Raw genomic sequence first — 17,877 nt, 5'->3', positions numbered from 1 at the left:
CCTGTCGCCGGATCACCTGCGTCGATCCGGTCCCCTCTGCCTACAACTGCCCCGCCGCCCCCGTCCACCGAAGGTAATCCCCGCGCGTCCAATCGAGCGACACGCCGACGCGCTTCGTGCCCGGCCGTATCTTCGGCTTGTACACCGACAGCGTCAGCGACTCCAGCGCCGGCCATTCGCGAAACGACAGCACCGCGATGTCGGCGACCAGCGTTTCGAGCAGCCGCGTATGCGGCTTGTGCGACAGGAACGACGCGAGACGCGCGCAGTAGCCGTCGTAGTCGATCCACTCGCCCTGCTCGCTCGGCTCGCAGCGATACCCGAGCCGCGCATCGACCACGATCGGCTGAGGCGCCTCGTGCTCGTGAGCATGGATGCCGATCCGCGCAGGCACCTTCAATTCGTCGACGAACACGCTCCAGCCGCGCCCGCGCAGGCGCGGCGATTCGATCGCCACGAACGGTTCGTCGAACGGCTTCATGATGCGAGCGGCGCCGCGGCGTCGAGCATGATGCGCACGAAATAGTCGGCGAAGCTGCGACGCAGGACGATCTCGAACGTATCGTCGCCGGTCGGGATCAGCGTGATCGGCGACTTGAAGTAGTGCGACTGCGCGCACTGGCCCGGCTTGAACACGCGCGGATGCAGATCGAGCGGGCAGCCGCGCGCGATCACGTCGCGCACGCGTTCGCCGCTGATTTCCACCACCGTGTAGCCGCTGCCGACGTCGACGGCCGCCGCATACAGACCCTGCACGGCCTCCGCGAGCCGGCCCTCGAGCACGCCGGCCTGCACCGGCCCGTTCGAGCGCACGAGCCACTCGTCAGGACCGAGCCACAGCACGTCGTACTCCGCGCCGCGCGCCACCGTGTTCGGCGCCGCCGGCGGCCGGCAGCCGACCACGCGCTCGAACGCGCTGACGAAGACCGGGTCGCTCAGCTCGCCGCGCACGTTCACGAGATCGAGGAACGGCCGCTCGCGCAGCGTGAACTTCTTCGATACGCGCGCCTGGTGCGGCTTCAGCACATCGGCCGCGCCGACGAGCGGCGATTCGAGCGTCACGCTCGCGCCCGCCACCGGCGTCTGGTTTCTCGTTTCATTCCACATGCTGGCGCACCCCTTCCGTATCATAGAAAACCGGGCTCGAGATCTTCGCGGTGATGCGCTTGCCGTTGGCCAGCGGAATCACGACGCTCTCGCCCATCTTGTTCAGACCGCCCTTCACCACGGCCAGCGCAATCGAGCGCTTCAGGATCGGGCTGTAATAACTCGACGTCACGTGGCCAAGCATCGGCGTCGGATCGGTCGCCGACACCTGCGTGTCCTTCGCGATGATCTGCGCGCCTTCCGGCAGCACGAACTGTTCGTCTTCGGTCAAGAGGCCGACGAACTGCTTGCGGCCTTCCTTCGACGTATCCGAGCGCGACAGCGAGCGCTTGCCGAGGAAGTCCTTCGACTTCGCGACGACGCCGCCCATCCCGAGGTCGTACGGCGTGATCGACCCGTCGGTATCCTGTCCGACGATGATGTAGCCCTTCTCCGCGCGCAGCACGTGCATCGTCTCGGTGCCGTACGGCGTGATGTCGAACTCGGCACCGGCCGCCATCAGCGCTTCCCATACCGCGCGGCCCGCGTTCGCCGGCACGTTCACTTCATAGGCCAGTTCGCCCGAGAAGCTGATCCGCATCACGCGCGCCTTCGCGCCTGCGACGGTGCCGTTGCGGTAGCTCATGAACGGGAACGCATCGTTGCCGAAGTCGATGTCCTGGCACACCTTCTGCACGACCTTGCGGCTCTTCGGGCCGACCACTGCGAACGTCGCCCAGTGGTCGGTGACGGACGCGAGCCGCACCTTCATGTCGGGCCATTCGGTCTGCAGCCAGCGCTCGAGCCACGTCAGCACGCGAGCCGCGCCGCCGGTGGTGGTCGTCATCATGAAATGCTGATCGGCGAGGCGCACCGTCACGCCGTCGTCGAACACCATACCGTTTTCGTCGAGCATCAGCCCGTAGCGGCACTTGCCCACTTCGAGCTTGTTCCACGGGTTCGTGTACATCCAGTTCAGCAGCTTCACCGCGTCCGGACCCTGGATATCGATCTTGCCGAGCGTCGACGCGTCGAGGATGCCGACGCTGTTGCGCACCGCGAGGCATTCGCGCTTCACGGCCGCGTGCAGATCTTCGCCGTTTTTCGGGAAATACCAGGGCCGCTTCCAGTTGCCGACGTCTTCGAACATCGCACCGTGCTCGACGTGCCATTCATGCACGGCCGTCTTGCGGATCGGATCGAGGAAGTCGCCCGTTTCGCGGCCCGCGAACGTGCCGAACGATACCGGCGTGTAGTTCGGGCGGAACGTCGTCGTGCCCGTTTCCGGAATCGTCTTGCCGAGCGCCTGCGCGAGGATCGCCATCCCGTTGATGTTGCCGAGCTTGCCCTGATCGGTGCCGAAGCCCATCGCCGTGTAGCGCTTCACGTGCTCGACCGACTCGAAACCTTCGCGAGCGGCCAGCAGGATGTCGGCGGCGGCCACGTCGTTCTGGAAGTCGACAAACTGCTTCGGCCCGCGCGGCGCAGCCTCGCGGCTGCCGACCAGCCACAACGGCTGCAGCGCGCCTTCGACGGTTTCAGCGACCTGCGGCGCGACGGGGCGCTGCGCGGCCGTGTAGCCCGCGGCCTTCGCCGCTTCGGCGCCCGCGTCGAGCGCGAGCCGCAGCGCACGGGCGAGACCGAACTCGCCCGCGGCCGCACCGACGCTCGCCTCGGCCTGCACGGGCTTGCCCGGCAGGAAGCACGCCTTCTCGTCGTTCCAGCACGCCTTGCCGCCCGACTGCGCGAACAGGTGCAGCACCGGGCTGAAGCCGCCCGACATCGCGACGAGATCGCACGGCAACGACTGCATCTTGCCGCCCGTCTTGCCGTTCGAATAGGACGCGACGTCGACCGACGATACGCGCCACTTGCCCGAAGCGGCCGTGACGACCGCACCGCTCATCACCGTCACGCCCTGCCGCTTTGCCGCCGCCGGCAACGCACCGTTCGACGATGCGCGCGAATCGACGATCGTCACCTTCGCGCCGCACGCTTTCAGGTCGAGCGCGGTCTGGTACGCACGATCGTTGTTCGTGAACACGACCACGTTGCGGCCCGGCAGCACGCCGAAGCGATGGATGTAGGTGGACACCGCGCCCGCGAGCATCACGCCCGGCAGGTCGTTGTTGCCGAACACGATCGGACGCTCGTGCGCGCCGGTCGCGAGGATCACGCGCTTCGCGCGGATCTTCCACAGCAGTTCGCGCGTACCCTTGCGCATCGACACCGGCTGGTGATCGGTCAGGCGTTGCGTGACCGTCACGAGGTTGTGGTCCTGGTAGCCGAACGCGGTGCTGCGCGACAGGATCGTCACGTCGGGCAACTTGCGCAGCTCGGCCTCGATCTTCTCGACCCACTGCTGCGCCGGCTTCGCGTCGATTTCCGCACGGCACGACAGCAGGCTGCCGCCGAGTTCGCGCTGGTCGTCGACGAGGATCACGCGCGCGCCTGCCGTGGCCGCCGCATGCGCGGCCGCGAGGCCCGACGGCCCGCCGCCGACCACGAGCACGTCGCAGTGCGCGTAACACTTGTCGTAGCGATCGGCGTCGAGCACTTCAGGCGCCTTGCCGAGGCCGGCGGCCTCGCGGATCTTCTCTTCGTACTTCGGCCACATGTTGCGCGGCCACATGAAGGTCTTGTAGTAGAAGCCCGCCGGCATGAAGCGCGACAGCTTCTGGTTGATCGCGTACTTGTCGTTCTCGAGCGACGGTTCGGCGTTCACGCTCGTCGCGACGAGGCCCTGGTACAGCTCGATCTCGGTCGCGCGCGCATTCGGCACCGTGTACGGGCCGGTTTCGAGCTGCACGACGGCATTCGGTTCCGCGACGTCCGCCGTCACGATCCCGCGCGGACGGTGGTACTTGAAGCTGCGCGCGACGAAATGCACGCCGTTCGCGAGCAGCGCGGATGCGAGCGTGTCGCCCTGGAAGCCCTGATACGTGCGGCCGTTGAACGTGAACGTCAACGGAATCGCGCGATTGATGCGGCCTCCGGTGCCGAGGCGGTCTTTCTGGCTCATTTGCTCGTGCCCTCTTCGTGTGCGTTGCCGGCGGCTGCGCCACTGACGGCAGCCCCACCGAACTTTTCGTAGCCCTTGATATCGTAGGTGACCGTGTCGCGCGTCACCTTGAACCAGCGGCGGCAACCCTGCGTGTGCAGCCATTGCTCGCGGTGAATTCCGCGCTTGTTCTCGCGCATGAACACGTACTCGCCCCATTCGCGGTCGGTCATGTTCTCGTTCGCAACCGGGCGCACGATGTCGGCTTCACCGCCGCACGTGAACTCGGATTCGGCGCGCGGCCCGCACCACGGACATTCGATCAGCAACATGTTTCTTTCTCCTTCAGTGCGGGGGTTAGTGCGCGACGGCGGCAGCGCCGTGTTCGTCGATCAGGTGACCCGTGTAGAAGCGGTCGAGTGCAAACGGTGCGTTCAGCGGATGCGGTTCGTCGCGGGCGATCGTGTGCGCGAACACCCAGCCCGAGCCCGGTGTCGCCTTGAAGCCGCCGGTACCCCAGCCGCAGTTGAAATACAGGCCCTTCACGTCGGTCTTGGTGATGATCGGGCAGGCGTCCGGCGACACGTCGACGATGCCGCCCCACTGGCGGTTCATCCGCACGCGCGAGAACACCGGGAACATCTCGACGATCGCCTGCAGCGTGCTTTCGATGATGTGGAAGCTGCCGCGCTGACCGAAGCCCGTGTACTGGTCGATACCCGCGCCGATCACGAGATCGCCCTTGTCGGACTGGCTGATGTACGCGTGCACCGCGTTCGACATGATCACCGAGTTGACCACCGGCTTGATCGGCTCGGACACCAGCGCCTGCAGCGGGTGGCTTTCGATCGGCAGGCGCACGCCGGCCATGTCGGCGAGCGTCGTCGTGTTGCCGGCCGCGACCACCGCGACTTTCTTCGCCTTGATGAAGCCCTTCACCGTATCGACGCCGACCACCGCGCCGCCTTCGCGGCGAATGCCCGTCACCTGGCAGTTCTGGATGATGTCGACGCCGGCGCGGTCCGCGCCGCGCGCGAAGCCCCAGGCCACCGCGTCGTGACGTGCGACGCCCGCACGGCGCTGGATCGATGCGCCGAGCACCGGGTAGCGGCTGTTCAGGTTGATCGTCGGCTCGATTTCCTTGATCTGCGCGGGCGTCAGGAATTCGGCGTCGACGCCGTTCAGCCGGTTCGCATTCACGCGACGCTCGGTGTCACGCACGTCCTGCAGCGTGTGCGCGAGGTTCATCACGCCGCGCTGGCTGAACATCACGTTGTAGTTGAGATCCTGCGACAGCCCTTCCCACAGCTTCATCGCCTTCTCGTACAGCGCGGCCGATTCGTCCCACAGGTAGTTCGAGCGCACGATCGTCGTGTTGCGCGCGGTGTTGCCGCCGCCGATCCAGCCCTTCTCGAGGATCGCGACGTTCGTGATCCCGTGCTCCTTCGCGAGGTAATACGCGGTCGCGAGGCCGTGGCCGCCGCCGCCGACGATCACGACGTCGTATTCCTTCTTCGGTTCCGGGCTCTTCCACTGCTTTTCCCAGTTCTCGTGATACGAGAGGCCGTTGCGGAACAGGCTGAATATCGAGTAGCGGCTCATGTTAGTGATCCTTCGTTAGCATTCGATGACGTTCACGGCAAGACCGCCGCGCGACGTTTCCTTGTATTTCGTCTTCATGTCCGCACCTGTCTCGCGCATCGTCTTGATGACCGAATCGAGCGACACGTAGTGCTGGCCGTTACCCTTGAGCGCCATGCGCGACGCGTTGAGCGCCTTGATCGCGCCCATCGCGTTGCGCTCGATGCACGGAATCTGCACGAGCCCGCCGACCGGGTCGCAGGTCATGCCGAGGTTGTGCTCCATGCCGATCTCGGCGGCGTTCTCGACCTGGTCGGGCGTGCCGCCCATCACCGCGGCGAGCGCGGCGGCGGCCATCGAGCACGCAACGCCCACTTCGCCCTGGCAACCGACTTCCGCACCGGAGATCGACGCGGTTTCCTTGTAGATGATCCCGATCGCCGCGGCCGTCAGCAGGAATTCGACAATCCCGGCCTCGCTCGAGCCCGGCACGAATTTCACGTAGTAGTGCAGCACGGCGGGAATCACGCCGGCCGCGCCGTTGGTGGGTGCGGTGACGACGCGGCCGCCCGCGGCGTTCTCTTCGTTGACGGCCATCGCATACAGGTTGACCCAGTCGAGCATCGACAGCGGATCGCGCAGCGACTCCTCCGAACGCGCGCGCAGGCGGCCGTTCAGTTCGGCCGCGCGGCGCTTCACGCGCATCGGGCCCGGCAGTTCGCCTTCGACCTTGCAGCCGCGCTCCACGCATGCGGCCATCGTGCGCCAGATCGCGAGCAGCCCGGCGCGCACCTCGTCGGCCGAACGCAGCGCGCTTTCGTTGCGCAGCATCAGTTCGGCGATCGACAGGCCGTGTTCGCGGCACTGGCGCATCAGGTCGTCGCCGGTGCGGAACGGATACGGCACTTCGGCCGCCGCGCGCACGCCGTTCACGCGATCGCCGTCGCGGTTCACGACGAAGCCGCCGCCGACCGAGTAATACTCTTTCTCGACGAGCAGCTGGCCGTGCTCGTCGAACGCCTGGAAGCGCATCCCGTTCGGATGCACGATGCTCGTGCCGCTCATCAGCTTGCGATAGAAGCCGATGTTTTCCTTCTCGTCGAAGCGGATCGTCTGCTTGCCGAGCAGCGACAGCGACTTCTCCGCACGGATCGCCGCGAGCCGCGGCTCGATCAGGTCCGGATCGATCGTGTCGGGCAGATGGCCCTCGAGACCGAGCAAGACGGCCTTGTCGGTGCCGTGGCCCTTGCCCGTTGCACCGAGCGAGCCGTATAGTTCGACCCGCACGCGGCGCACGAAGCCGAGCAGGTTCGCATCTTCGATATGCGACGCGAAGCGGCAGGCGGCGATCATCGGGCCGACCGTATGCGAACTGGACGGGCCGATACCGATCTTGAACAGGTCGAACGCGCTGACGTTCATCTGACTTCCTCTGGGTGGACGTACGTGAAATGTCGTTGGCATCAGTACATCAAAGCGTAAAATTGGCCGATAGAACAAAAACGGCATCGGCGTGGGACACCGCCGCCAAGCCCCGAAAAGGTCGGTCCGAAAGTACGTTTTGACGATGGTTCGCGACGAAAAAGCACAAGTCGGCCGGCGATGCGCGCGCCGGCAGCCGTGCCCCCAAACTGAGTGAAACGAGTGAGACCCGCCTGCCCGGCGTGACGAGATTTACCGCGATGACACCCGACGTACCCGCTTCCCCCCTCGCCGAACCCGCGCCGCAGCGCATTCGCTTCGGCATCCTGCTGCTGCCGAATTTCACGCTGACCGCGTTCTCGGGTTTCGTCGACATGCTGCGGCTGTCGGCCGACGACGGCGACTACAGCAAGCCCGTGCGCTGCGCCTGGAGCGTGATCGGCGAAACCCTCGCGCCGGTGCGCGCAAGCTGCGGGATCCAGATCACGCCGTGGGAAACCTTCGATGCGGCCGAGCCGTTCGACTACGTGGTCGTGGTGGGTGGCCTGCTGCATTCGGGGCCGCAGGCCGGCCCCGAAACGCTCCAGTTCATCCGCCAGGCGGCGGCGGGCGGCGCGACGGTCGTCGGGATTTGCACGGGCGTGTTTACGCTGATGCGCGCGAACGTGCTCGACGGCTACCGCACCTGCGTGAGCTGGTTCCACTACTGGGATTTCATCGAGCGCTTCCCGAGCGCCGATCCCGACCTGTTGATCGCCGACCGGCTGTTCGTGATCGACCGGCGCCGGATCACGTGTTCGGGCGGCCGCGCGTCGATCGACGTCGCCGCCGCGATCCTGCTGCGCCATTTCGACCATGCGACGGTGCAGAAGGCGCTGCGTATCCTCCTCGTTGGCGAGATGCAGAAAGGCAATGCGCCGCAGCCGCATCCGCCCGGCCTCGAGCCGGCCACGCACCCGAAGGTCAAACGTGCGATTCTTCTGATGGAACAGCATGTCGGGCGCGCGCTGCCGCTCGAAGAACTCGCGGCCAAGCTCGACATGTCGACACGCCAGCTCGAGCGTCTGTTCAAGGCCGAGACGGGCAAGAGCCCGCAGGCGTTCGCGAAACAGGTGCGGCTGCGCACGGCCGCATGGCTGCTGACCAGTTCGGATCGCACCGTCGCCGATATCGCATCGAGTTGCGGGTTCGCCGACGCGTCGCACCTCGGGCGTGAATTCCGCAAGCAGTTCGGCGTGCCGCCCGCGACGTATCGCGAGCGCGGCGGAGACGTAGCGGAAGTCGCGGCGCCGGCCGTGACCGATCCCGTCGAAGACATCGCCGACTGACGCAAGACACCCTTTTTCGCTCCCTATCGCGCGCCGAACCGCGCGCGATAGCCATTTTTACCGCCAATTGGAACCGGTTCCAATCAATTTGACCGACGTTACAGCGCATTAACCGAGGGTTATCCCGGATGCTGACGCACATTCAAATTTGTATGATGACCACATCACCTTACAAACTAGAGCGTCATGTTCGAGAAAATTCCCGCCCGTGCGATGAGCGACCATGTCGCGCAGCAACTGCTCAAGCAGATCGAAGTCGGCAGTTTCTCGGCCAGCGGCAAGCTGCCGACGGAAGCCGTGCTCGCGCAGGAATTCGGCGTGAGCCGCACCGTGATCCGCGAGGCGATCTCGCGGCTGAAGAACGAAGGCGTGGTCGAGCCGCGCCAGGGCAGCGGCGTGTACGTGAACCAGCACGGCGCGATCCGGCCGCTGCGGATCGACTACGCGGAAGCGGTCGAAGCCAGCTCGCTGCCGCACCTGCTCGCTGTGCGCCGCGCGATCGAGGCTGAAGTCGCGGCCGAAGCCGCGCTGCACCACACCGACGACGACATGGCCGACATCGACGACGCGCTGCGCAGGATCGACGATGCGGTGGCCGAAGGCCGCGACGGCGTCGCGGAAGACGTCGCGTTCCACCGCACGATCGCGGCCGTCACCGGCAACCCGTATTTCCTGAAGACGCTGCAGTTCCTGAACCAGTACCTCGAAGCGGGCGTGAAGGTCACGCGGCGCAACGAAGCGACGCGCGACGACTTCTCGCGCCAGGTGCGCGACGAACACGCGGCGATCGCCGACGCGATCCGCGCGCGCGACCCGATGGCGGCACGCAACGCGGCGCGCACTCACATGTACAACGCTGCCCGACGTCTCGCGGAAGCCGGCATCTGCTGAAGCCGGCGGCGCGCGTGCGCCGCCGTTGTCCCGAACCTCTCCCGAATCGATCAAGGTTGACCATGTCACGAAATGTTGGAGTCATCGGCCTCGGCGCGATGGGCCTAGGCGTCGCGCGCTCGCTGCTGCGCGCCGGCTTTCGCGTGCACGCATGCGACGTGCGCGACACCGTGCTGCAGGCGTTCGCGGCCGAAGGCGGCGTGGCCTGCACGACGCCGGCCGAACTGGGTGCGCAGTGCGACGTCGTCGTCACGCTCGTCGTCAATGCCGCACAAACCGAAACGGTGCTGTTCGGCGAGCACGGCGCGGTCGCCGCGATGAAGCCGGGCGGCGTCGTGATCGCGAGCGCGACCGTCGCCCCCGAATTCGCCGTTGCACTCGGTGCGCGCATCGAGGCCGCGGGCCTGCAGATGCTCGATGCGCCGGTGTCCGGCGGCGCCGCGCGCGCGGCGTCGGGCGAAATGACGATGATGACATCGGGCCCCGCCGCCGCGTATGCGGGCTGCGACGACGTGCTCGCCGCGATCGCCGGCAAAGTCTATCGCCTCGGCGACACGCACGGCGTCGGCTCGAAGGTGAAGATCATCAACCAGCTGCTGGCCGGTGTGCATATCGCCGCGGCCGCCGAAGCGATGGCGCTGGGCCTGCGCGAAGGCGTGGATGCGGACGCGCTGTACGACGTGATCACGCATAGCGCCGGCAATTCGTGGATGTTCGAGAACCGCGTGCCGCACATCCTGAACGGCGACTACACGCCGCTGTCGGCCGTCGACATCTTCGTGAAGGATCTCGGCCTCGTGCTCGATACCGCGCGCCGCAGCAAGTTCCCGCTGCCGCTGTCGGCCACCGCGCACCAGATGTTCATGAGCGCGTCGAGCGCCGGCCACGGCGGCGAGGACGATTCCGCCGTGATCAAGACTTTCCCCGGCATCACGCTGCCGCCTGCCCGCTGATTCGAACGACGTTCCTGCCATGACCGCTTCCGCTTCCCGTCCCCTGCTCGGCTGCATCGCCGACGATTTCACCGGCGCGACCGATCTCGCGAACATGCTCGTCAAGAGCGGCATGCGCACCGTGCAGACGATCGGCGTGCCCGCCGACGGCGCCGCTGCCGACACGGTCATCGACGCCGACGCGATCGTCGTCGCGCTGAAGTCGCGCACGATTCCCGCCGCCGACGCCGTTGCGCAATCGCTCGCCGCCTGCGCATGGCTGCGCGCGCAGGGCTGCCGGCAATTCTTCTTCAAGTACTGCTCGACGTTCGACTCGACCGACGCGGGCAACATCGGGCCGGTGGCCGACGCGCTGCTCGATGCGACCGACGGCGGCTTCACGATCGCGTGCCCGGCGTTCCCCGAGAACGGCCGCACGATCTTCCGCGGCCACCTGTTCGTCGGCGACGTGCTGCTGAACGAATCGGGAATGGAAAACCACCCGCTCACGCCGATGCAGGACGCGAACCTCGTGCGCGTGCTCCAGCGGCAAACGACGTCGCCGGTCGGCCTGATCCGCTACGACACGATCGCGCAGGGCGCGGCTGCCGTACGTGCGCGCATCGACGCGCTGCGTGCGGACGGTGTGCGCTTCGCGATCGCCGATGCGCTGTCGGACCACGATCTCCACGTGCTCGGCGAAGCATGCGCGAGCCTGCCGCTCGTCACCGGCGGCTCGGGCATCGCGCTCGGCCTGCCGGAGAATTTCCGCCGCGCGGGGCTGCTGCCCGCGCGCGACAACGCGGCGTCGCTGCCGCGCATCGACGGGTTGTCGGCGGTGCTCGCCGGCAGCGCATCGAAGGCGACCAATGCACAGGTCGCCGTGTGGCGCGACAGCCGGCCGAGCTTCCGGATCGATCCGCTCGCGGCCTCGCGCGGCGAACCCGTCGTCGACGACGCACTGGCCTTCGCGCGCGCGCACCTGCCGCAGCCCGTGCTGATTTATGCAACGGCGACGCCCGACGAGGTGAGGGCCGTCCAGCAGGCGCTCGGCGTCGAAGCGGCCGGCCATCTCGTCGAAAGCACGCTCGCGGAGATCGCCCGCGGCCTGCGCGCGCTCGGCGTGCGCAAGTTCGTCGTCGCCGGCGGCGAGACGTCCGGCGCGGTCGTGCAGGCGCTTGACGTGAAGTCGCTGCAGATCGGCGCGCAGATCGATCCGGGCGTGCCCGCCACCGCCACCATCGACGCGCAGCCGCTCGGCCTCGCGCTGAAATCCGGCAACTTCGGCACGGTGGACTTTTTCGACAAGGCGCTGCGCGCGCTGGACGGAGCCGCACGATGAGCGTCGAAGCGAAACTGCGCGAAGAAATCTGCGTCGTCGGCGCGAGCCTGTATGCGCGCGGCCATGCGGTCGGCAGCGCCGGCAACATCAGCGCGCGGCTTGCCGACGGCTGGCTGATCACGCCGACCGATGCCTGCCTCGGCCGGCTCGACCCGAACGACATCGCGAAGGTCGGCGTCGACGGCCAGCCCATATCGGGCGGCAAGCCGTCGAAGACGCTCGCGCTGCACCGCGGCATCTACGCGCGCAACACGCAAGCGAACGGCATCGTCCATACGCATTCGACGCACCTCGTCGCGCTGACGCTCGCGGGCGTGTGGCGCGACACCGACGTGCTGCCGCCGATCACGCCGTACTACGTGATGAAGGTCGGCCACATTCCGCTGATCCGCTATCGCCGCCCCGGCGACCCGGCCGTCGCGGCCGAAGTCGCCGCGCTGGCCGACCAGGTGCGCGGCGTGCTGCTCGACCGCCTCGGGCCGGTGATGTGGGGGCCGTCGGTGTCGCACGCGTCGTATGCACTCGAGGAGCTCGAGGAAACCGCGCGGCTGTGGCTGATGACGCACCCGAAGCCCGAGCCGCTGTCCGACGCGGCGCTCGACGAACTGCGCGACACCTTCGGCGCACGCTGGTAACCCGTCGCGCACGCATCCGCACCGATTCCCATGCCCGCCGTGTGCGCGGGCCCTTCCGTCAGCACACACGATCCGGCGGCGTACGCGCCGCCGGCACACGACATTCATGGAGACGACAATGACTGCATTCGATGCGGCCGCAAGCCGCTCGCCCGCCGCGCCCGCCCAAGCGGCCGAACTCGATCGCACCTACAGGAAAGTGTTCTGGCGCATCGTGCCGTTCCTGATGCTCTGCTACGTGGTCGCGTATCTCGACCGCGTCAACGTCGGCTTCGCGAAGCTGCAGATGTCGCAGGATCTCGCGTTCAGCGAAACAGTGTTCGGCCTCGGCGCCGGCATCTTCTTCCTTGGCTATTTTCTGTTCGAACTGCCAAGCAACATGCTGATGCACCGCATCGGCGCACGCATCTGGATCGCGCGGATCATGATCACGTGGGGGCTGCTGTCGGCGGTGTTCGCGTTCGTGAAGACACCGACGCAGTTCTACGTGCTGCGCTTCCTGCTCGGTCTCGCGGAAGCCGGCTTCTATCCGGGCGTGATCCTGTACCTCACGTACTGGTTCCCGTCGCATCGCCGCGCGAAGATCATCGCGGTGTTCATGTCCGCGATCCCGGTGTCGGGCATCTTCGGCAACCCGCTGTCGGGCTGGATCATGGAGCGCTTTCACGGCGGCTCGGGTTTTCACGGCTGGCAATGGATGTTCATGATCGAAGCCGTGCCGGCCGTGCTCGTCGGCATCGCGACGATCCTCTATCTCGACAACAACATCCGCAGCGCGAAGTGGCTCGACGAGCGCGAGAAGCAGTTGCTCGAAACGGAAATCGCCGCGCAGCCGCAGGAACGGCAACAGCACGGCCATTCGCTGAAGGCCGTGTTCGCCGACCCGCGCATGTGGTGGATGTCGCTGATCTACTTCGCGTTCGTCACCGGCCAGTACGGCCTGACGTTCTGGATGCCGACGCTCGTCAAATCCACCGGGATCACCGATACGTTCCAGATCGGCCTGTTGTCCGCGATTCCGTTCCTCGTCGCAATCTTCGTGATGAACCTGTTCGGCCACAGCGCGGACAAGCGCCGCGAACGCCGCTGGCACCTGATCGTGCCGGCGCTCATGGGCGCGGTCGGATTTGCGGTCGCCGCGTCGTACTCGCACAATACGGCGGTGTCGATCGTGTTCCTGTCGCTCGCGGCAGGCGGCGTGCTGACCTGCGCACCGCTGTTCTGGTCGCTGCCGACCGCGTTTCTCGCCGGCTCCGCCGCCGCCGCCGGGATCGCGATCATCAACTCGGTCGGCAACCTCGCCGGCTTCGCAAGCCCGTACGTGATCGGCTACCTGAAGGACGTCACGCACAGCACGTCGTCCGGCATGTACATGCTCGCGGCGATGCTCGTGATCGGTGCGATCGCCGTGTGGCTCACGCCCGCGAAGCTCGTGAACCGCTGACGCGCACGTCATTCGACGCGGGGCGCGACGCCCCGCCCCACTCATTCACAGGACCCGCTGCCATGCCCCGCTTCGCCGCCAACCTCTCGATGATGTACACCGAGCACGCGTTCCTCGAACGCTTCGCTGCTGCCTCCTACGACGGTTTCAAGGCCGTCGAGTACCTGTTCCCGTACGACTTCGCCGCCGGGGACATCCGTGCGCGCCTCGACGCGCACAACCTCGAACAGGCGCTGTTCAACGCGCCGCCCGGCGACTGGGCCGCCGGCGAGCGCGGGATCGCGTCGCTGCCGGGCCGCGAGGACGAGTTCCGCCGCGGCATCGACCAGGCGCTCGACTATGCGCGCGTGCTCGGCAACAGGAAGCTGCACGTGATGGCCGGCATGGTAGCGCCGGGCGCGGACCGCGCACGCCATCGCGATACCTACCTGTCGAACCTGCGGCATGCGACGCAGGCGGCTGCCGCGCACGGCATCACGATCCTGATCGAGCCGATCAACCAGCGCGACATGCCCGGCTATTTCCTGAGCCGGCAGGACGACGCGCAGGCGATCTGCGCGGAAGTCGGCGCGCCGAACCTGAAGGTGCAGTTCGACTGCTATCACTGCCAGATCGTCGAGGGCGATCTCGCGATGAAGCTCAAGCGCGATTTCGCGGGCATCGGCCACATCCAGATCGCCGGCGTGCCAGAGCGCCACGAGCCGGACATCGGCGAACTCAACTACCCGTACCTGTTCGCGCTGATCGACGCGCTCGGCTACGACGGCTGGATCGGCTGCGAATATCGCCCGAAGGCCGGCACGTCGGAAGGGCTCGGCTGGCTCAAGCCTTACCTGTAATTCAAAGCATTCGAAGAGGGCAATCCAAATGAAAGTACTGATCACGGGCGGCGCCGGCTTTCTCGGCCAGCGTCTCGCACGCAAGCTGCTCGAGCGCGGCGAACTGACCGGCCCCGACGGCCGTATCGGGAAGATCGACGAGCTGGTGCTGCTCGACGTCGTCAAGGGCAGCGATTTCGGCGACGCACGCGTGAAGTCGATCGTCGGCGACATCGCCGATCGCGCGGTGCTCGAAAGCGCGATCGACACGCAGACGAATGCGATCTTCCATCTCGCGGCGATCGTCAGCGGGCAAGCCGAAGCCGATTTCGATCTCGGCATGCGGATCAACCTCGACGCGTCGCGCGCGCTGCTCGAAGTGTGCCGCGCGCGCGGCCACCAGCCGCGCGTCGTGTTCACGAGCTCGGTCGCCGTCTACGGCGGCGTGCTGCCCGACGTCGTGCAGGACGACACCGCGCTGAACCCGCAATCGTCGTACGGCGCGGAGAAGGCGATCGCCGAGCTGCTGCTGTGCGACTACGCCCGTCGCGGCTTCGTCGACGGCCGCGTGCTGCGCCTGCCGACCATCAGCGTGCGGCCGGGCCGCCCGAACGCGGCTGCGTCGTCGTTCGCGAGCGGCATCATCCGCGAGCCGCTCAATGGCGAGGAAAGCGTGTGCCCGGTGCCGGGGTCGACGCGGCTGTGGCTGCTGTCGCCGCGCGGCGCGATCGAGGCGCTCGTCGCGGGCTGCGAGATCGACAGCGCGAAGCTCGGCAACAAGCGCGTGATCAACCTGCCCGGCCTGTCGGTGTCGGTCGACGAAATGATCGCGGCGCTGCGCGAAGTGGCCGGCGACGACGTCGTGAAGCTGATTCGCCATGCACCGGACGAGCGTGTCGAGAAGATCGTCGGCAGCTGGCCGGGCCGCTGGGACACGACGCGCGCCGAAGCGCTCGGGTTGAAGGGCGATACGTCGTTCGCGGACGTGATCCGCAGTCATATCGCCGACGAACGCGGTTGACGGTCGCGCCTGCCGCGCCCGGCCCGCAACGGGCCGCGCCGGCAGGCAGCCACATCGGGCCGCGCTGCTCAGCGCCGCCCGGTGGATTCGCCGATACGCATCGACGCGGGTTTCGCGCCGCCCGGCGGGCGTGCCGCGCCGACCGCGTGCTGCCACGCGAGCAAACCCGGCAGATAGAACAGCAGATCGCGCACCCGCCGCGCGCCGGCCAGCGCCAGACAGGTCGACGCGTCGAACCCGAGCAGGCCGCCGATCAACACGAAGCCGCCCTCCTGCACGCCGAGCCCGCCCGGCATCAGGAACGCGATGCTGCTCAGCAGCTGGATCAGCGCCTCGATCGCGAGCGCCTGCGCGAAAGTCGCATCGGTGCCGAGAAAACGCAGCGCGAGCCAGAGTTCCAGCGCATAACCGGCAAACTGCAGCGTCTGCCAGATGCCCAGATAGCGGACGACGATCCCCGTCTTTCTCCAGATCATTCGGATCGACTGATCGGTACGCGCCGATTCGCCGACCAGCGCATAGACCTTTCCGCTCGTGATGTGGTTGAGCGCGCGCATCGCCCGCTCGAACGGCCGCGCATGCTGAACCAGCGCGAACAGCAGCAGCACCGGCACCAGCGCCGCCATCCCGATCGCGAGCTGCGCGGCCACGCGCGCGGCATCGGACGACACGCGCTCGAGCACGTAGCCGATCGCGACCAGCGCGAACACCAGCTGGCTGATCAGCGTGAGCTGCATGTCGGCGACGAGGCTCGCGACGGCGGTTGCCGGCCGCACACCGGCCTGCCGCAGCAGGCTGAACGACACGATTTCGCCGCCGATCCGCGCGACCGGCAGCAACCCGTTGATCGATTCGCGGATCCAGACGATTTTCAGCATCGTCGCGAACGACGGCCGGCGCCGGCCGCGAATCAGCATCCGCCAGTCCCACGCATTCGCAAGCATCGGCAGGATATGGACGAGCGCGGCGACCAGCAGCCCGGCACCGGCCGCCTCGAGGCGGTGCAGGATATCGAGCGGATGCTCGCGCCAGATCAGCCATACCGCGATCGCCAGCCCCGCGAGCGCAGCCAGGCGGCCCGCATGCCGCAGCCGTGCGTCGCCACGCACGGACGGCGGGCGCGTACCGTCGTCGCCGGAATGCGTGTCGTGCGTCATGATTTCCCCGCCGGCGACAGCAGACCCTCGCGGTCGACGCGAAACCGTGTGCCGCGCCAGATGACGTGCGACGAAAAGAAGCTCGACACGAACACCGCGAACTGCAGCAGATCGACGAGCGGCAACCACGCCGCGCCGCTCAGCCCCGCGCCGGTTGCACGGCCCGTTTTCACCATCAGCAGCGCGCGAGCGGCGAGCGAGGCCGCCGTCAGCACGCACGCGGCCGGCGCGCCGCCGGACAGCAGCAGCGCCAGCAGCGCGAGCGGCAACGGATGCATCAGCACCGAACCGGCATGACCGATCCGGTCCGCGGCGCGGATGGTGCAACTCCAGCGCAATTCGTGCGCGTACAGCGTGGCAAACGTGTCCTCGACGCACGCGTGCCCGACCACGAACGGCGGAACGACAACCCGCGCGCCGGCCTGCCGCACCGCTTCGCCGAGCGCGTGATCTTCGGCCAGGTGATGGGCGAAGCGCGCGAGGCCGCCGATGCGTTCGAGCGTCGTGCGCGTGATCGCAATGGTCTGGCCGAAGCACGGCCGCGCGCGACCGATGAAAAGCCCGGTGATCACGCCCGGCAGAAAATGGTAGTTCGTCATCGCGACCGCGACACGAGGCCAGAAGCCCGGCGACGGGACGCCGCGATACACGCTCGTCACGATCCCGACCTCCGGCTCCTGCAACGCGCCGACGACGGCGCGCAAATAATCCCGCTCGACCAGCACGTCGCTGTCGGCGAGACAGAGCACCGCGTGCTCCGCGCGTTCGAGCATGTTGACGAGATTGGCGATCTTCCGGTTCGGCCCGTACAGCCGCGCGTCGGCGACGACCGCGATGTTCGCGTCCGGATAGCGCGCGCGCAGCGTCGCGACGGCGTCGAGCGCGGCGTCGTCCGCATCGTGCACGCCGAACAGGTGCTGAACCGGACCCGGATAGTCCTGGACGAAGAAGCTTTCAAGATGCTGTACGAGCTGCCACTCGTCGCCGTGCAGCGGCTTCGCGATGGTGACGCCCGGAAAATCGCGCGGCATCGCCGCCGCGCGGGAAAAGAACCGGCCGACCAGCACGCTGGCCACGATCGTGTACGCCGTGCCCAGCACCGCGCCGAGCCCGCAAACGACCGACATTGCCCAGGCCAGCGCGTGCGCCACATGCAGCAAGACCATGCTTCGTCCCCATGGTTTCCCGTACGACCGCGACGCCGGGACCGGCACCGCGC

The 17,877-nt window shown here is 67.3% G+C and carries 16 protein-coding genes; 8 read left to right on the top strand and 8 right to left on the bottom strand.

Translation table 11 applies throughout. The features are described 5' to 3' along the window. Window positions 1-40: 40 nt before the first annotated feature. The 6 genes from DIE13_RS09300 to DIE13_RS09275 are packed head-to-tail and all read right to left on the bottom strand — an operon-like array spanning window position 41 to window position 7,090. Window positions 41-481: a dihydroneopterin aldolase gene (locus tag DIE13_RS09300; protein WP_124826870.1), complete on the bottom strand. Its 441-nt coding sequence runs from the start codon at window positions 479-481 to the stop codon at window positions 41-43. After that, window positions 478-1,107 carry a sarcosine oxidase subunit gamma gene (locus tag DIE13_RS09295; protein ID WP_124826869.1) on the bottom strand — a complete coding sequence of 210 codons (630 nt, stop codon included), beginning with the start codon at window positions 1,105-1,107 and terminating at the stop codon, window positions 478-480. The genes DIE13_RS09300 and DIE13_RS09295 overlap by 4 nt, the downstream gene beginning before the upstream one ends. Beyond that, window positions 1,097-4,108, bottom strand: a complete 3,012-nt coding sequence (locus tag DIE13_RS09290) for a sarcosine oxidase subunit alpha family protein (RefSeq protein ID WP_124826868.1) — start codon at window positions 4,106-4,108, stop codon at window positions 1,097-1,099. Before DIE13_RS09290 ends, DIE13_RS09295 begins: the two co-directional genes overlap by 11 nt. Further along, entirely contained in the window at window positions 4,105-4,419 is a 315-nt protein-coding gene (locus DIE13_RS09285) for a sarcosine oxidase subunit delta (RefSeq protein WP_124826867.1), read from the bottom strand. The genes DIE13_RS09290 and DIE13_RS09285 overlap by 4 nt, the downstream gene beginning before the upstream one ends. 25 nt (window positions 4,420-4,444) lie before the next feature. Continuing rightward, on the bottom strand, window positions 4,445-5,689 hold the full coding sequence (locus DIE13_RS09280) for a sarcosine oxidase subunit beta family protein (RefSeq protein WP_006480591.1): 1,245 nt from the start codon (window positions 5,687-5,689) through the stop codon (window positions 4,445-4,447). 15 nt (window positions 5,690-5,704) lie between these two features. Next, on the bottom strand, window positions 5,705-7,090 hold the full coding sequence (locus DIE13_RS09275; protein WP_124826866.1) for an L-serine ammonia-lyase: 1,386 nt from the start codon (window positions 7,088-7,090) through the stop codon (window positions 5,705-5,707). A gap of 260 nt (window positions 7,091-7,350) precedes the next feature. Here DIE13_RS09275 and DIE13_RS09270 point away from each other — a divergent pair, with 260 nt between their 5' ends. The 8 genes from DIE13_RS09270 (at window position 7,351) to denD (ending at window position 15,501) form a co-directional block, all read left to right on the top strand. Continuing rightward, a complete protein-coding gene (locus DIE13_RS09270; RefSeq protein WP_124826865.1) occupies window positions 7,351-8,418 on the top strand; it encodes a GlxA family transcriptional regulator in 1,068 nt (355 codons plus the stop codon). A gap of 186 nt (window positions 8,419-8,604) precedes the next feature. After that, on the top strand, window positions 8,605-9,309 hold the full coding sequence (locus DIE13_RS09265) for a FadR/GntR family transcriptional regulator (protein WP_124826864.1): 705 nt from the start codon (window positions 8,605-8,607) through the stop codon (window positions 9,307-9,309). A 14-nt stretch (window positions 9,310-9,323) separates the two neighbouring features. Beyond that, entirely contained in the window at window positions 9,324-10,262 is a 939-nt protein-coding gene (ltnD, locus tag DIE13_RS09260) for an L-threonate dehydrogenase (RefSeq protein ID WP_327796269.1), read from the top strand. A 19-nt stretch (window positions 10,263-10,281) separates the two neighbouring features. After that, window positions 10,282-11,583 (top strand): 3-oxo-tetronate kinase, encoded by a 1,302-nt coding sequence (otnK, locus tag DIE13_RS09255; RefSeq protein WP_124826862.1) that lies wholly within the window; start codon window positions 10,282-10,284, stop codon window positions 11,581-11,583. Further along, window positions 11,580-12,218 carry an aldolase gene (locus tag DIE13_RS09250; protein ID WP_124826861.1) on the top strand — a complete coding sequence of 213 codons (639 nt, stop codon included), beginning with the start codon at window positions 11,580-11,582 and terminating at the stop codon, window positions 12,216-12,218. The genes otnK and DIE13_RS09250 overlap by 4 nt, the downstream gene beginning before the upstream one ends. Before the next feature lie 118 nt (window positions 12,219-12,336). Beyond that, window positions 12,337-13,662, top strand: a complete 1,326-nt coding sequence (locus tag DIE13_RS09245; RefSeq protein WP_124826860.1) for an MFS transporter — start codon at window positions 12,337-12,339, stop codon at window positions 13,660-13,662. Between the two features lie 62 nt (window positions 13,663-13,724). Further along, window positions 13,725-14,501 carry a 2-oxo-tetronate isomerase gene (gene otnI, locus DIE13_RS09240; RefSeq protein WP_124826859.1) on the top strand — a complete coding sequence of 259 codons (777 nt, stop codon included), beginning with the start codon at window positions 13,725-13,727 and terminating at the stop codon, window positions 14,499-14,501. Between the two features lie 28 nt (window positions 14,502-14,529). Then, entirely contained in the window at window positions 14,530-15,501 is a 972-nt protein-coding gene (gene denD, locus DIE13_RS09235) for a D-erythronate dehydrogenase (protein WP_124826858.1), read from the top strand. A 68-nt stretch (window positions 15,502-15,569) separates the two neighbouring features. Here the strand turns inward: denD and DIE13_RS09230 are convergent, their stop codons facing one another. Continuing rightward, the gene (locus tag DIE13_RS09230) at window positions 15,570-16,658 is read right to left on the bottom strand and encodes a lysylphosphatidylglycerol synthase domain-containing protein (protein WP_124826857.1); all 1,089 of its coding nucleotides are present in this window, start codon (window positions 16,656-16,658) and stop codon (window positions 15,570-15,572) included. Beyond that, a complete protein-coding gene (gene hpnI / locus DIE13_RS09225) occupies window positions 16,655-17,824 on the bottom strand; it encodes a bacteriohopanetetrol glucosamine biosynthesis glycosyltransferase HpnI (protein ID WP_124826856.1) in 1,170 nt (389 codons plus the stop codon). The genes DIE13_RS09230 and hpnI overlap by 4 nt, the downstream gene beginning before the upstream one ends. Window positions 17,825-17,877: the final 53 nt, after the last annotated feature.

It is taken from the genome of Burkholderia sp. Bp9016, assembly GCF_003857765.1.
Lineage (GTDB): Bacteria > Pseudomonadota > Gammaproteobacteria > Burkholderiales > Burkholderiaceae > Burkholderia.
Note: the sequence above shows the minus strand (reverse complement) of the source record. Positions and strands in the feature narration are given on the sequence as shown.